General features: G+C 67.0%; 9 protein-coding genes and 1 pseudogene. 5 read left to right on the top strand and 5 right to left on the bottom strand.

The features are described from left to right. Nucleotides 1–24: 24 nt before the first annotated feature. Nucleotides 25–2,946, bottom strand: a complete 2,922-nt coding sequence (locus tag B4U45_RS20645) for a sulfatase-like hydrolase/transferase (protein WP_075547733.1) — start codon at nt 2,944–2,946, stop codon at nt 25–27. Beyond that, nucleotides 2,943–3,797: a pseudouridine synthase gene (locus tag B4U45_RS20640; protein WP_075547732.1), complete on the bottom strand. Its 855-nt coding sequence runs from the start codon at nt 3,795–3,797 to the stop codon at nt 2,943–2,945. Before B4U45_RS20640 ends, B4U45_RS20645 begins: the two co-directional genes overlap by 4 nt. A gap of 511 nt (nt 3,798–4,308) precedes the next feature. On the opposite strand from B4U45_RS20640, the gene B4U45_RS29965 reads away from it, so the two are divergent. From B4U45_RS29965 to B4U45_RS20625, 3 genes are all read left to right on the top strand, one after another. Beyond that, entirely contained in the window at nt 4,309–4,608 is a 300-nt protein-coding gene (locus B4U45_RS29965) for a hypothetical protein (RefSeq protein WP_075547867.1), read from the top strand. Nucleotides 4,609–4,741: 133 nt separating this feature from the next. Then, nucleotides 4,742–6,493 carry a PPE domain-containing protein gene (locus B4U45_RS20630; RefSeq protein WP_075547731.1) on the top strand — a complete coding sequence of 584 codons (1,752 nt, stop codon included), beginning with the start codon at nt 4,742–4,744 and terminating at the stop codon, nt 6,491–6,493. Between the two features lie 19 nt (nt 6,494–6,512). Next, the gene (locus B4U45_RS20625) at nt 6,513–6,860 is read left to right on the top strand and encodes a hypothetical protein (RefSeq protein WP_083155294.1); all 348 of its coding nucleotides are present in this window, start codon (nt 6,513–6,515) and stop codon (nt 6,858–6,860) included. A gap of 17 nt (nt 6,861–6,877) precedes the next feature. Here the strand turns inward: B4U45_RS20625 and B4U45_RS30150 are convergent. The 3 genes and pseudogenes from B4U45_RS30150 to B4U45_RS20615 form a co-directional block, all read right to left on the bottom strand. Next, nucleotides 6,878–7,131: pseudogene (locus B4U45_RS30150) on the bottom strand (hypothetical protein); the annotation flags it as partial. Between the two features lie 86 nt (nt 7,132–7,217). Beyond that, nucleotides 7,218–7,796 (bottom strand): hypothetical protein, encoded by a 579-nt coding sequence (locus B4U45_RS20620; protein WP_082275466.1) that lies wholly within the window; start codon nt 7,794–7,796, stop codon nt 7,218–7,220. A 114-nt stretch (nt 7,797–7,910) separates the two neighbouring features. Next, the gene (locus B4U45_RS20615) at nt 7,911–8,930 is read right to left on the bottom strand and encodes a magnesium transporter CorA family protein (RefSeq protein WP_075547729.1); all 1,020 of its coding nucleotides are present in this window, start codon (nt 8,928–8,930) and stop codon (nt 7,911–7,913) included. 430 nt (nt 8,931–9,360) lie between these two features. Here B4U45_RS20615 and B4U45_RS20610 point away from each other — a divergent pair, with 430 nt between their 5' ends. Together B4U45_RS20610 and B4U45_RS20605 are read left to right on the top strand one after the other, a co-directional pair. Beyond that, nucleotides 9,361–13,764, top strand: coding sequence for a cation-translocating P-type ATPase (locus tag B4U45_RS20610; RefSeq protein ID WP_219859577.1), 4,404 nt, complete (start codon nt 9,361–9,363; stop codon nt 13,762–13,764). A gap of 78 nt (nt 13,765–13,842) precedes the next feature. Further along, a complete protein-coding gene (locus B4U45_RS20605; RefSeq protein WP_219859498.1) occupies nt 13,843–14,451 on the top strand; it encodes a DUF5994 family protein in 609 nt (202 codons plus the stop codon). Nucleotides 14,452–14,454: the final 3 nt, after the last annotated feature.

The raw sequence follows: 14,454 nt of genomic DNA, 5'->3' as shown, positions 1-14,454 counted from the left end.
CGGTTGTCTCGAGGCCTGCCCGGGTCAGCCCGCCGCACCCTGACCGACGGCCTGCACCGAAGCGTGTTCGTGTAACGCCTTCTCGGCTTCGGGATGAACGGGCTTGAGGTCGAAGATCACCTCTTTGACGGTTCCGGTGAACGCGTACGGCGCCTTGTCTTCGTAGTCGCGGTCGACCACCAGCCCGTTGTCGCGGCCGATGTCCATCCCGGCGTAGGACGTAAACGACAGACTCACCGTTTGGGGCAGCCGACCCTCGCCGATCAATCGGTCGTCGGCCCACAGCGTCACCTTGCCGCCGGAGCCCACCACGGGCTGCTCGGTTTCGAAGAGCAGCCGCGCCGTGACGTCGCCGGCGGGCAGCGGCTCCGTCGATACCTGTCGATAGGTCTCGACGCCGAGGAAGGAGTAGGTGTGATGCAGCCGCTGCTGCTCGTCAACCCACAGCGCGAACCCGCCCATGAAGTCGGCGTTGGCGACGATCACGCCCTGCGCCCCGGTGTCGGGGATGTGCAGCCGTCCCTCGATCGCGTAGGAGCGGCCAAAGATGCGCGGGACCATGCCGCGCTGGATGTTCTGCACGTCTCCCTGGAAGGCGAAGCGGGTGGTGGTGGGCAGTGGCGGCAATTCACCGAACATCACGGCCAGCCCGCCCAGCAACGGCAGCACCCGGTTGCGTTCGGCTTCCTGCCACCACAGCTGCCGCAGTTCGGCCAGCTTGTCCGGATGTTCGGCCGCCAGGTTGTTGGCCTGGGAGAAGTCGTCGGGCAGATAGTACAGCTCCCAGATGTCCTGGTCGGGGTCGTAATTCCCGGGCGCGAAGCGCTGCATCGTCTGCGGCGACAGGTCCCACGGCGCCCGGTCCAGCCGAGCACAGGCCCACCAGCCGTCGCGGTAAATGGCGCGGCTGCCGAAGTTTTCGAAGTACTGCACGGTGTGGCGCTCTTCGGCCTCCGGCCCCATGCTCGGGTCGAAGGTGTACAGGAAACTGGTTCCGTCCATCGGCTCCTGCTCGAAGCCGTCGACACTGATCGGCTCCGGTAAACCGATGGCCGCCAACACAGTTGGCGCGATGTCGATACAGTGGGTGAACTGGCCGCGGACCTGGCCGTCGGGCCGGATCCGGGCCGGCCAGGCCACCACCATCGGATCGCGGGTCCCTCCGAGATGGCTGGCCATCTGCTTACCCCATTGGAAGGGCGTGTTGTTGGCGTGCGCCCAGCCACTCGCGAAATGCGGTGCGGTGAACTCGTCGCCGAGAGCTTCGACACCGCCGTATTGCTCGATGAGCGCCAGCTGCTGATCGGCGTCGAGATCCAGGCCGTTGAGGAACGTCATCTCGTTGAACGAGCCGGTGTTGGTGCCCTCCATGCTGGCCCCGTTGTCGCCCCAGATGTAGAAGACCAGCGTGTTGTCGGCCTCGCCGAGATCCTCGATGGCATCCAGCAGCCGGCCGACGTTCCAGTCCGCGTTTTCGGAGAAGCCGGCGAACACCTCCATCTGCCGGGCGTAGAGCTTCTTCTGGGTATCCGACAAGCTCTCCCAGGCCGGGAACAGGTCGGGCCGCTCGGTCAGCTCGGTGTCCGGCGGAATGATCCCCAGCTGCTTCTGCCGTTCAAACGTCTTCTGCCGGTACACATCCCAGCCCTCGTCGAACTGGCCGCGGTACTTGTCGGCCCACTCCTTGAACACGTGGTGCGGTGCGTGCGTGGCGCCGGTCGAGTAGTACAGCAGCCACGGCTTGGTGGCGTTCTGGGCCCGTACCGTGTGCAGCCATTCGACGGCCTTGTCGGTGAGATCGTCGGGGAAGAAGTAGGGCTTGCCGTCTTCTTCGGCTGGACCCTCGGGTATGCCGATAACCGAATTGTCCTGCGTGATGATCGGGTCGTACTGGCCCGCGGCGCCGCTGGGGAAACCCCAGAAATGGTCGAATCCCCAACCCAGCGGCCAGTTGTCGAACGGCCCGGATGCTCCCTGAACGTTGTCCGGAGTCAGATGCCACTTGCCGAATGCCGCGGTCACATAGCCGTTGTCACGCAGGATCCGGGGCAGCGCGGCACAACTCTGCGGCTTGACCGTCGAATAACCGGGAAACGGACCTGGGAATTCACACACCGATCCAAATCCCACCCGGTGATGGTTGCGCCCGGTCAGCAGCGCCGAGCGGGTCGGCGAGCACACCGCGGTGACATGGAAACGGTTGTAGGCCAACCCGTTCTGCGCCACCCGCGACAGTGCCGGCGTTCGGATGCCGCCGCCGAAGGTGTCCGGTCCGCCGAACCCGGCGTCGTCGATCAGCACGATCAAGACATTGGGCGCATTGTCCGGCGCGCTCGGGCCGGGGACTATCGTCCAGTCGCCGACGGACTCTGCCATGGTGCGACCGATCGTGCCGCCGAAGCTACGCTGCGGTATCGGCAGCTTCGTACGGTCGGGATTGAACTTGCCCATCGCTTCTTGCAGTGCTGCGCCCAGGCTTCGTAATGTCGAATGACTGAGTTCTGCAACCGATTTCATCGGCGAACCGGCCAGGGTCTGCTCCACCGGAAGCCGGCCCGGCGCCGGTGTCACGACGATGATGACGGCACTGCCCGCCGACAGCGCTTGCCCGATCTTGTCGGCCAGCCCGCTCTTGATCCGATGGTGGGCGAAGGTGCCGGCCACTGCTCCGGTCGCGGCGCCCACCAACCCAGCGGCCAGCAGCGCCGGCGAGAACAAGCCCACCGCCAAGCCGACACCCGCGCCCCATTTGGCGCCGCGGCGACCGAGACGATTCCCGGTGTCGAGCAGCACCGGATTGCCCTCGTCGTCCTTACCGATCAGCACCGCGCCCTGCAGCGGGACCGTCTTGGCGTTGGCCCGGCCGGTGAGGTTCTCGAAATCGCTCCGGGCCGAATCAATGTCCTGATACCCGGCGACGATGACCAGTGCGCTGTCTTCACTCATGACCAGATTCCCTCTCGGCGGCTGATGAACTCACGGCGCGAGCCGGTGAGCGGATCGTCGAACTCGATGCGCTTCGCCAGCAGCTGCAGCGGCGAGCTGAAGTCACCGTCGACTTCCTGGAGCACCTTGGGGTACAGGGGATCTCCCGTGATCGGCAGTCCCAGTGACGCCATATGCACCCGCAGCTGGTGGGTGCGTCCGGTACGCGGCGTCAGCCGGTACAAGCCCCCCGGTGAGATCAGCTCGACCAACGTCTCCGCGTTCGGCTCGCCGGGTTCGCAAACCGCCTGCAGCTGACCGCGACGCTTGACGATGCGGCTGCGGACCACCCGCGGCAGCACCACCGCGCGGTTGACCGCCGCCCGAGCCAGGTAGGTCTTGTGCACCGCACCGCATGCGAACAGCGTCTGATAGCGGCCACGCAACTCGCGCCGGGTGGTGAACAGCAGCACCCCGGCGGTCAGCCGGTCCAGTCGATGCGCGGGGCTCAACTCGGGTAACCCGAGTTCACAGCGCAGCCGCACCAGCGCGGTCTGGGCGACGTGGCGCCCGCGCGGCATGGTCGCCAAGAAGTGCGGTTTGTCCGCGACGACGATGTCGTCGTCCTGATACAACACCGGCATCTCAAAGGGCACGGGAACTTCGTCAGGCACATCACGGTACAGGTGGACGAAAGACCCCGGCGGCAGCACCGTATCGGCGTCGACCACCGCGCCGTCACCGTCGCGGATTTCCCCGGCCAGCAGCTTTACCCGAGCCGGCGCACCGAACCGCGCCTCCAGCTCGGCCAGCACCGGCCCGCCGTGCAGCCGCACCCGCGCGGGCCCCAGCGCGTCACGAACGGCAAGCACGCTCGCAGACTATAGAACCCGAAGCGCTCCGGTAGCGCTAACCAACCCGGTCGACTGAGACCGCCTGGTACGTCAAAGTCGTAACTTGCCGAAGTTCACGCGTGTCATCCTTCGTGCGCGCTGTTACCGCGGGTGTTGATCAGGGGCTGCGGGGGTCTTCAGGTCGCGGGTGGGTGGCGGTTGGTTGGCGCTTGCGGTGTCCGCGACGCGATGGGGCGGCCGGGTGGCGGAACGAGTTTCTTGATGCCCCATGGTGTTTGGGTTTCGATGCCGTGGCGGTGGTGACCGGCCCCGGGGTGGCCAACGCTAGTTGGGTGGTTGGGGTTGGGGTTTGGGGCAAGTCGCCAATTTACCCTCAAATTCTCTTGGCTTGCCGGCTCCGGGCGTAGCCGGTTTTGTCCGGCCTCGGGGCTTGGCTGGCGCGGGGTTCGTGGTGTGCTGCGGGGTTGGCGGGTGCGGTTTAGGATCGGCTGACGTTTGTCTGCGGGCGGTGAGTCGGAGGCGGTGGGTGATGGTGTTTGCGATGGAGCCGGCGGTGGTGGGGGTTTCGGTGCTAGCCCAGGCGGGGTTGGCGGCGCAGCAGGGTGTGGGGATTGCCGCGGGGGCGCCGATGTTGGTGGGGGTGGTGCCAATGGGAGTGGATGCTGATTCGGCGGCGTTCGCTGCGGCGCTGGCCGCGGTGGGAGCAGCGTATGTGAGCGCCGCTGCTGAGCATGCCGCGGCGCGGGGGATGTTTTCTGATGCGCAGTCGGTGGCGGCCGGGATCACGGTGGCTAGTGAGGCGATGCGAGCGGCGGCCCTGGCCCAGTAGGGATTAGGGGATTGTGGTGGGCCATCCCTGGTCGGCGTTTTCCCCGGAGGCCAACTATGCGGCGTTGGCCTCAGGGTCTGGTCCAGCTTCGACGTTGGCTTATGCCGACACGTTGAGCGCGCAGGCGGCGTAGGTGCAGGCGGTGGTGGCGGCCTCGGCAGTCAGTGGGGCGGCCACCTACGGCACCGGTTGGCGCGGGGTGGGGGCGGCGGCCTCGGCGGTCACCCACGGTGCGCTGGATGCTCAGCATGAGCTGCTGGCGGCGGCGCTGGTGGACAAGGCGGCCCAGGTGGTGGCGGCGGCGGGTGCTCATCAGAGCGCGGTGGCGTCGATGGTCACCGCCGAGGAGGCGGCGGCTAATCGGGTGGATGAGGCCGCTGCGCAGCAGATTAACCCGTTGGTGTGGGGGGCGTTGACCCCGAAGATCGTGGCGTTGAACGTCGAGTATTACGGGCAGATGTGGCCGCATAACGCGGCTGCGGGTGCGGCCTATGGGGCGGCGTTGCGCGCTGCCGCCGCGGCGATCATGGTGCCGTTTCCGCCGGCGGTGCCCGGAGCATCACTGGCGGCTGCGGCGGCGGGGTGGGGCGAAGCCGGGGCGATCAGCGCGGCCGGGGCAACCCTGCGCGCCAGCGAGCAAGCCATCCACGCGGTGCTCACCCCGTCAGTGGCCGCGCTGGGAGATGCTGTGCCGTCGGCCGCCCCGAAGGCGGCCTCGGTGGCGGGCACCCCGATCGCGGCTCCGACAGTGCATCCGGCGCCGCAGGCTGCGGTGGGGATGTTCGCAAGGATCTCACCGGCCGGGGTAGTTGGCGCCCCCACCGGCGCTCCCCCTGCCGGTGAGGGGCCGGCCTCGGCGCAGCTCGCCGAGGCGCTGCAGAGCCGCGCCGGCGCCTTGACCCCGCCTGGATCGGAGCTGGGGCCTGGTGGGGTCAGCGGTTATCCGGGTGCCGGTTTCACCAGCTACGTTCGGCCCACCGGCGACGGTTTTGCCCCACCACCGGTCGAGCGGGCCGGCAGCAGCGCACCCGCGGGCATGCTCAACGCGGCCACGCTGGGCGGCCCGGTCACCACCCTCAACTCCCCACCCCCACCGCAACCTGCGGCGTCCCCGCCATCAGCACCCCAGCCGGATGCGCCGCCGGGCGGCCCACCGGGGCCGGCCACCGGTAGCAACGGCCCTCACGGCTCCGGGGGCCCGGGCGCCCAGATGCTGGGTACCGGGGCTGGCCCAGCACCCCAGGCGCCGCCGACGCCGATACCACTTGCTCCGCAACCACCGCCGCCACCGTCTCCGCCGCCGGGTAAACCCCCGCAGGGTCCGCCGCCCATTCCGCCTTGGGCCAGCCCACCGCCACCGGCCTCGCTGCAAGCGACACGCGACGCCTACAACAAGTTGACATACGATATCGACCACCACAACTTGAATCCGCCCAACCCTGCCGATTGGAACGCGGTAAACGCCTATAACCAAGAAGCCTGGTATTACAACTCATTAAAGGCGCAACTCGAGCGCCAATTAGATGCCGCGAACGTGCAATACACGCCCGCCAAAGACGCCGCCCGCGCCGACATCCCATACTGGACACAACCAGCACCAGAACAACCGCACGCACCGTCACCAGATCCATCGACGCCCACTGGTCAGCGCGGCGGCCCAATGGATGTCCGCCCCGGAACGAATGCTCCTACGACGATCGACGGGAGATCTTTCAGCGGACACGCTCTTGACCAAATGCAGGGTAGAGGCATTCCGGTGAGCGTCGTGGAAAATGCGCTTCAAACGGTCTGCGTGCGCCAAGCAGAGGAGGCAGGACAGTTTTCTATGATCCCGACAACCATATCAGCGTCATCCAAGCTGCCGACGGTACCATCATTACCGTGATCTTCGGGGATCTACGACCTTGACAAACCATGAGGATTCTCGCGACCGGATCGCTTATCTCCGGCAACTGGCGCTTGATTCAATCAACCATTACGATGGCAATTTTTCCGCACTTGAACGGCTAGATCGCGACTTGGAGTCGGTAATCCGATCTCTCGAAGAAGTCGCGGATCCATCCTGGACCAGCTCGTTGCTCCGGCTGTGGGGCCAGCTCGAAATCATTTATGCATCGATGCTAGATGAAGGACGTTTCCGGCTGACTCAAGACGACGAGGTCTATGTACAGGAAGTCGTCGCCAAGCTCGTTGCAGAGCTCCAGAGCTATGAGCTGCCGCCAGTCCGCGACACAGGCGAAGAACCTCGATAGCGGTAAAGAAAGTCTCCCAGCTTGAGCGCGGTGCGCAGCTGAGTGACCGTGGCGACCCGGGCCAGCTGCGCGTGCATCAAATCTCGCGCCGCCGCGTGCGGCGATGACGCCGACCTGATCCAGCGACAGCCGGCTCTCCCGTATGTCTTGCACACACTATGGGAACGCCGTTAGCCGGCTGGCGATGATGGAAATCGTGTGCGCGTTGGCCGGCGAGCAGCCGGTCACCGAAAGCGGCCTCCGCGGGGATGGCCGTTGTTCCCGCAGCCCCTTCCTCGTAACAGGCGGGCCAGTGTTCCTGCTTAGCTGAAAGCTCGAAGAGGGTTCCCAACGGTGCGGGATTCTAGCTGAACCCTCTCAATCTTCAGGCCACGACTTCGCCGAAAACATGAAGAGCCCCCAACTGAATCCGGCACCATAACTTTCCCCCACCCATGGAAATTCGTACTCCTCGTATGCGGGGAGAAACTTGTCAAACAACGGCCACTGACGGCCATCCCGCATGGGGCCAAAATGCTCCGTGAACTCGGTAACGTCCATGCCCCAAATGGGTACTTCGGTCGGAGAATTGAATCTGTGCGAATTGCGCCTTATATGCCAATACCGTGCCGACTCAATCAACCCGTCTTCATCGGTAACGGCGTTGAAGTCAAATCCGGGCCACAATACGCTGCTAAATTTCAAAGATGGGGCATCCTGGTTCACAACCCATAGCAAATTCTTCATATTTCCGAGGTAAGAGGCTTCATCGCCAAGAACCTCGGCTACCCGCTTATGTATACATTCCGCATCGTCTATGGAGAGCCTGTGTTCAGCCAGTTTGGCTTCTAGCTGAGCTTGTTTGCGCGACATTGAGATCCTTAGCTTCATCGTCATAAGCAGGTAGATCTCGAAGTCAATAATCGCAGGTGTGAACGCTGTATTCACAGCACGCATCCCCTCACTTACCAAGGTAGGGCAAGGTCAAGGAGTGGAAGTCCACCTCATAAGGCAACCTCTGGTGACAACGACATTCAATCCGCTCCTCGGGCGACTTCACGTCGGGAGCCGTCAAAGCCAGTCGCGACGCCTAAACGTCACATAAAGCACGATCATCAAGACGATGATCACGCTGGTGCTGACGAAGAAACCCGACAGGGAGCCGAAGCCGGGATAGGGGATGTTCTGGCCATAATAGCCAGTGATCGCGGTCGGGACCGCGATGATGGCCGCCCATCCGGTCAGCTTCTTCATCACGGTGTTCAACCGGGCATCCTGCAGGGACAGATTCGTTTCGAAAATGGTTGTGACCATGTCACGCAACGACTCGGTCCATTCCGACACCCGAAGTACGTGGTCGTACAGGTCGGCGTAGAGCGGGTCGAGTTCTCGGGCAGCTTCGGCCTGCGGGGCCTGCAACCGGTGATGCTGGATGGAGTTGACGACCTCGCGCATCGGCAGCGCAACTCGCCGCAGGTTCACCAGGTCTCTGCGCAACTGGAATGTTCGGCGCTGAAAGTCCGCCTGGCGTGAGTTGCCGTCGAACAGCTCGTCCTCGATGGCTTCAATGCAGTCGTCGAGGGCCTCCACCGCCGCGAAATGACTGTCGACCACGACATCGAGCAAACCGTGCACCAATGCGCCGACACCGTGTCGCTGGCCTCCGATGTCCCGCCACTGTCGGGTGACCCGTGCCATGTCGAAGTCGCGTGTCAGGCGCACCGTGATCAACCCCCGGGCGAGCACGAACGCCGAAATCCGGTGCATCGCCAGCATCGGCTGGCGATCGGTGCCGGCGCCGGCGTTGGCAACGAAGCTGACGTCGACGGCATAGACGGTGAAGAACGTGTGGGTGTCGTACGCGGTGGCCTTGACACGTTCGGCCACTGCCACGGCGTCTTCGACAGCCCAGGGGTTCAGGCCGAGTTCGGCCGCTAGCTCGCGCAATGTGTCGTGGTCCGGGTCGCACAAGTCGACCCACACCAAGGTGTCGTCCTCGACGAGGTAGTCGGAGATCCGGTCGAACTCGAAGTCGTCCTGTGGCTCACCGCAACGCCATACGCAACCCTGGCTACTCGACTCGAACTGCACCAGGTCATCTTGTCAGGCCACCTGCACTGTCCGGGTACACCGTGCCCCAGTGCGTCGACATCTCGTCGCTCGAGTCGAAGCCAACACCGGCGGGCACAGCGGCTGTCTTGCGCTGTCTCCCAACGTGACTGCCGCGCCGGTCGACGCAGCGCGGCGCTCGCCCACTTCGCATGGAAGCGGGTGGTGCGAACCCGCTGCCCCCGTCCGCGTGTCAGTGCCCGTTAGTCTGACGTTCAGGCGTAACTTGACTCGACATAATGCACGCGCCGATGTGGTGAGCCAAACGTGGCCCCGAACCGGTCTTTCGTTTCCGGCCGGCGTATTCGAGAATCGGTGCGAGGTGGGTGTGAACAGATTGATCGGCCCCGGTCGTCTGCCCGGTTTCGGCCTGGTGGCAGCGCCGCTGCGGGCTGCCGTGGCGGGCACCCGCATGACCGTCACCGCCGGCGCCGCCGTTGCGGGCGCCGCGCTAAACACCGTCCTGCTGGGCGGCAACACGGCAGCGACCGTGGGCAGGTCGTTATCCCTTGCAGCGCAAGATATTTCAAACTTTAGCCGCACGGCGGCGGGGGTTGCGATCGAGGCGACGGGCGGCCCGCCGGCACGGCGCAGCTGCACCACCGGATCGCGGTGCTGGATCGAGGTGCGCGGCCTCGGCGGTGAGCACGCCTCGGCGATCGCCGTCGACGTACTGGCGGCCGTCCGCAAAAGGCCCGGCGTGCATGAGGCTTTCCTGAACCCAACCCTGGCGCGGTTGGTTGTCACCGTAACCGCCGACGGGCCCTCGGCGGCCGAACTCTGCCGGATCGTCGCCGACGCCGAGCGGCGCCACGGGACCAGCGACACGCGCCAGCGTCCGGTGAGCCTGCCCGGCGACGACGCGCTGCTGATGGGACGGATGGTCGCGGCCGCTGCGGCCACCGCGGGCCTCGGCCTTTCGCTGACCGGCAGCCTGCTGCGGCTGCCCAGGCTGCCCGATTTGGTGGCCGTGCCGCCGACGCTGGCTGACCACCTGCCGCAACTGCGGAAAGAGCTGGAACGGCGCCTCGGACCCGAAGGCACCGACGTCTTGTTCGGTGTCGTCAACGCCACCGCGGCCGCGCTGACGCTGTCGCCGACGGCGGCGGCAGCCGAGGCCGCGACCCGCGCAATGCTGGTGGCCGAGGCCTGGACCGGTCGGCTCACCTGGCGTCGCCATGAACCCGGCCTGGGCGGCCGGTCGGTGCCCGACGACGCCGCGTCGGCACCCAGGAGCATCCCGACCCCACCCGACGGGCCGGCGGAACGCTACGCCAACCGCGCCGGTGCGGCCGGTATCGGCGCCGCCGCGGTGGTGGGCGTGCTGTCGCGCAACCTCGACATGGCCGGCGCCGCGGCGCTGACCGCCGTCCCGAAGCCGTTGCGCACCGTGCGGGAGGCATTCGGCTGCACGATGAGCAGCGGGCTGGCCGCCCGGCACGACGCGCTGGTGCTGCGTCCCGGTGCCTTGAGGACACTCGACCGGGTCGATGCGATCATGATCGACCCGCGGGCGTTCTACACCGACGATTTGATGGTCAGTCGCGTTCTGGGCGTGCCGGATTCGCAACGCACCCGGGCCTGGGAAGCGGTGCGGGCCGCGCTGGACGAGGCCGGGCTGACCCCCGGATGGCACGACCTGGCGGATATCCCCGGGGCCGGCGGCGGCGCCGGCCAGGCGCTGATCAGCCCGGTGCGCGATCCATTCGCCGCGGCGGTGCTCACCGAGGCGCGCCGGTCACACCCGCGGGTCTTCTCCCTCGATGACGACGGATTGCGTTCGCTGGCACAAGGATTCGACCAACTGTATCCCCTGGACGGGTCGATCGACGACGCGGTGGCGGCGGCTGTCGCGGAACTGAAGGCCAGCGGCGCCACCGTGGCGTTGCTGACCACCTCGCAGCTGCGGGCCGCGCATCGGGCCGATGTCACGATCGGGTTGCAGCGGCACCGGCATCCTCCGCCGTGGGGTGCCGACGTTGTCGTTTCGGAGCTGGCCGGCGCCTGGCGGGTGCTGCATGCGATGCCCGCCGCGCGCGCCGCCACCGACAACGCGGTCCGGTTGTCGGCCTCGGCGTCGGCGATCGGCGCCCTGATGTTGATTCCCGGTGTGCCGGGGCGCAGTTCGGTCTCGGTCAACGTCGGCATGGCCGCCAGCCTGTGGTTCGGATTCCGCTCGGCCGCAAAGGTTTTCCGCGACCCACTGCCGGAACCCGAAACCGTCCACGACTGGCACAGCCTGCCTGTAGCACAAGTGCGGCAGCTGCTGCCCCGGCCTCCCGACGAACACCGGGCGCCGGCGTCCAGTCGTTGGCACAACCTGCCGCCGGTTCGTCTGCTGCAAGCCGCGGGTGCGAAGTCATGGGGACTCGTGCGCGATTTCGCGGACGAGATGCGCTCCGACCTGTCCGACCCGATCACGCCGCTGCTGGCCACCGGCGCGCTGGCCAGCGCGCTGCTGGGCTCGCCGCTGGATGCGGTGCTGGTGGCTGGCGTGCTGCTGGTCAACGCCGGGTTGTCGGCCGAACAGCAGTTGCACGCCCAACGCATCCTGAATCGCTTACTGGCCGTGCAGGATCCGTCCGCGCGCCGGCTTACCGGTCCGCTCGATGAGCAGCGCCACGAAAAGGTGCCCGCCAAGCGGCTGCGCCCGGGCGACATCATCGAAGTCCATGCCGACGAGGTGATCCCCGCCGACGCCCGGCTGCTGCACGCGTCCGACGTCGAGGTCGACGAATCCATGCTGACCGGCGAGTCGCTGCCGGTGGCCAAGCAGACCGAACCCACGCCCGGCGCCCCGCTGGCCGAACGGACCTGCATGCTCTATGCCGGCACCACGGTGGTTGCCGGCACGGCCGTGGCCGTGGTGACCGCGGTCGGTTCGCGCTCGGAGGTCCGCCGGGCACTGGCGATGGCGCCGAGGAAGTCGCAGGAGATCGGCCTGCAACGACAGCTGCGGCGGATCACCCGGCGGGCGTTGCCGTTCAGCGTGGCCGGCGGCGCTCTGGTCGGGTTGCTCAGTGTGGCGCGGGGCACACCGCTGCGCGCGGCGGTGGGAAGCGCTGTCACGCTGATCGTCGCCGCCATTCCGGAGGGGCTGACACTCGTGGTGACGCTGGCTCAGCTGGCCGCCGCGCGCCGGCTCACCGGAGAGTCGGTGCTGATCCGTAATGCCCACTGCATCGAGGCGCTGGCCCGGCTGAACGTGGTGTGCTTCGACAAGACCGGCACGCTGAGTGAGAACCGGCTCAAGGTCAAGGTCGTGCGCCCGATGACGGGTTTCACCCCCGCGCAGGTGCTGGACGCGGCGCTGAGCACCACCTATTCGAGGCACGCCCACCGCGTTGAGCATGCCACCGACGATGCGATAAACCAGGCCGCCGCCGACCCCGCGCTTCGGGGTTCGCGGCCACAACCGCGGCCGAACCGGGACGCCTTCTTGCCCTTCCAATCGGGTCGCCCGTTCGCGGCCGCTCTGGTCGGTACCCGGCTGACCCTCAAAGGCTCACCCGAGGTCCTCTCGTCGGCGCTCGCCGGGCCCAGAACCCGGATTGCCCCGTTGCGCAAGCAGATCGACGAGTTGGCGGCCAAGGGGTTGCGCGTGCTGGCGGTGGCCGAACGCCGCCTCAGCCGCGAGCAGGCCGCGGCCGCAGCGGCCGATCCCGATCTGCTGGAAAACCTGTGCCTGTCCGAGCTAGCCCCGATCGGCCTGCTGGGGTTGGCCGACACCCCGCGGCCGATGGCCCGATCCGTGCTGACAGCACTCGCCGACCGCGACATCGGGGTCCGGCTGATCACCGGTGACCATCCCACGACCGCGGCCGTGATCGCCCAGGAGCTGGGCATTGACGTCACCGTCGAGCAGGTGGTTACCGGCAGCGACTGGGAAGCGCTGTCGGCCGACCAGCGCGCCGAGGCGGTCGCGTCGCAACCGGTCTTCGCGCGCATGACCCCGGAGCACAAGATCGAGGTGGTCCAAGCCCTGGAGCGGGCCGGGCTGGTCACGGCGATGGTCGGCGACGGTGTCAACGACGCGGCCGCGATCCGGGCGGCCAGCGTGGGCGTCGGAGTGGCCGCGCGCGGCAGCGACGCGGCCCGAACGGCGGCCGACGTGGTGCTGCTCGACGGGAAGATCGAAGCACTGTTGGACGCCCTGGATGAAGGCGAGCAGCTGTGGCGCCGCGTGCATTCGGCGGTGTCGGTGCTGCTGGGCGGCAACCTCGGCGAGGTGTGCTTTGCGCTGATCACCACCCTCCTGACCGGGCGTTCGGTGCTCAACGCCCGCCAGATGCTGCTGGTCAATATGCTGACCGACGCGTTGCCGGCCGCCGCCCTGGCCGTCAGCACCCAGGCGGGCACCGCCGAAGTCGACCGCGGCGAGGCGGCGATGTGGCGCGCGATTGGCATTCGTGGTGCGTCCACGACAATCGGCGCCATGCTGGCGTGGCTGCTGGCCAGCGCGACCGGCACCCGGCGCCGCGCGGCGACGGTGGCGCTGATCGGGTTGGTCGGCACCCAACTGGCCCAGACACTGGCCGACTCGCACAGCGCGCTGGTGGTGCTGACGGCCGTCGGGTCCTTCGGCGTGCTGGCGGTGGTGGGGAGCACGCCCGGGCTCAGCCACGTGTTCGGCTGCACCCCGGTCGGCCCGCTGGGCTGGGGTCAGGCGGTGGCCGCGGCGGCGGTGGCGGCCCTGGTCTCGGCGCTGGCTCCCCACCTGCTCGTTCGCGCGTCCGAGCACGCCCGGCGGGTCATCGGCAGCACCGCCGACACTGCGGCATCAGTCGACGACGCCGACTCTCTCGCACGCAGGTAACCAGATGTTTGTGCGGCCGCCACCTGGACGTTGGGTTTTCGAGTCGCAGGTGGCTCACGATCCCTCTACTTTGGTCGAGTGGAGCGTGAAACTCGGTTACAGCTCAAGCCCTTTCGTCCGGTCTCGGAGCATATCGACGGGGCCTGGTGGCCGCGGTCGAACAGCTTGGTCGACGAGCTACCCAGCTTGGCAGCGTCGGTATCGGACCGGCTGGGGCCGATCGCGATAGTCGGCTACCGCCGCAACGGCTGGGACCCGACGCCGTCCCTGGCTGAAATCGGCGGCCGCACTGTCGAACTGCTGGGATTCACCAGTGATGAGCCGACCAGTGTGATCCTGATCGGTGAAGACGGCCACCACATCACACTGCACGTCATCCCGCCCGACGTCGACGAAGACTGCGGCCAAAAAGCCCTTGACGACGCGCGGGCATACGCCGACCGCGACATGGCGTCGGCCAGCCGTTCCCTGGTGGCGCGGTCCGTGGCCGACGTGGCAGACAAGTTGGCCCGGCACGAGGGCCGCGACGACGACCAGCGAGTCGCGCAGATCAGGCGCTGGTGTGAGGAGGCCGCTCAACAGTTCGCCGACGCACCCGTACAGACCTTCGTCCCGATTCTCGTCGAACACATCGTTCGTAACCGCATGATCGAATCCCGCATAGCAAGCACCCCGCCGGTGGGCTGAGTC

Source organism: Mycobacterium persicum (genome assembly GCF_002086915.1).
In the GTDB taxonomy this organism is placed as follows: domain Bacteria; phylum Actinomycetota; class Actinomycetes; order Mycobacteriales; family Mycobacteriaceae; genus Mycobacterium; species Mycobacterium persicum.
Note: the sequence above shows the minus strand (reverse complement) of the source record. Positions and strands in the feature narration are given on the sequence as shown.

Coding starts and splice junctions, on each gene's coding strand:
- B4U45_RS20645 (WP_075547733.1), bottom strand. CDS start 2,946: ATGAGTGAAGACAGCGCACTGGTCATCGTCGCCGGGTATCAGGACATT.
- B4U45_RS29965 (WP_075547867.1), top strand. CDS start 4,309: ATGGTGTTTGCGATGGAGCCGGCGGTGGTGGGGGTTTCGGTGCTAGCC.
- B4U45_RS20620 (WP_082275466.1), bottom strand. CDS start 7,796: ATGCGTGCTGTGAATACAGCGTTCACACCTGCGATTATTGACTTCGAG.
- B4U45_RS20610 (WP_219859577.1), top strand. CDS start 9,361: ATGACCGTCACCGCCGGCGCCGCCGTTGCGGGCGCCGCGCTAAACACC.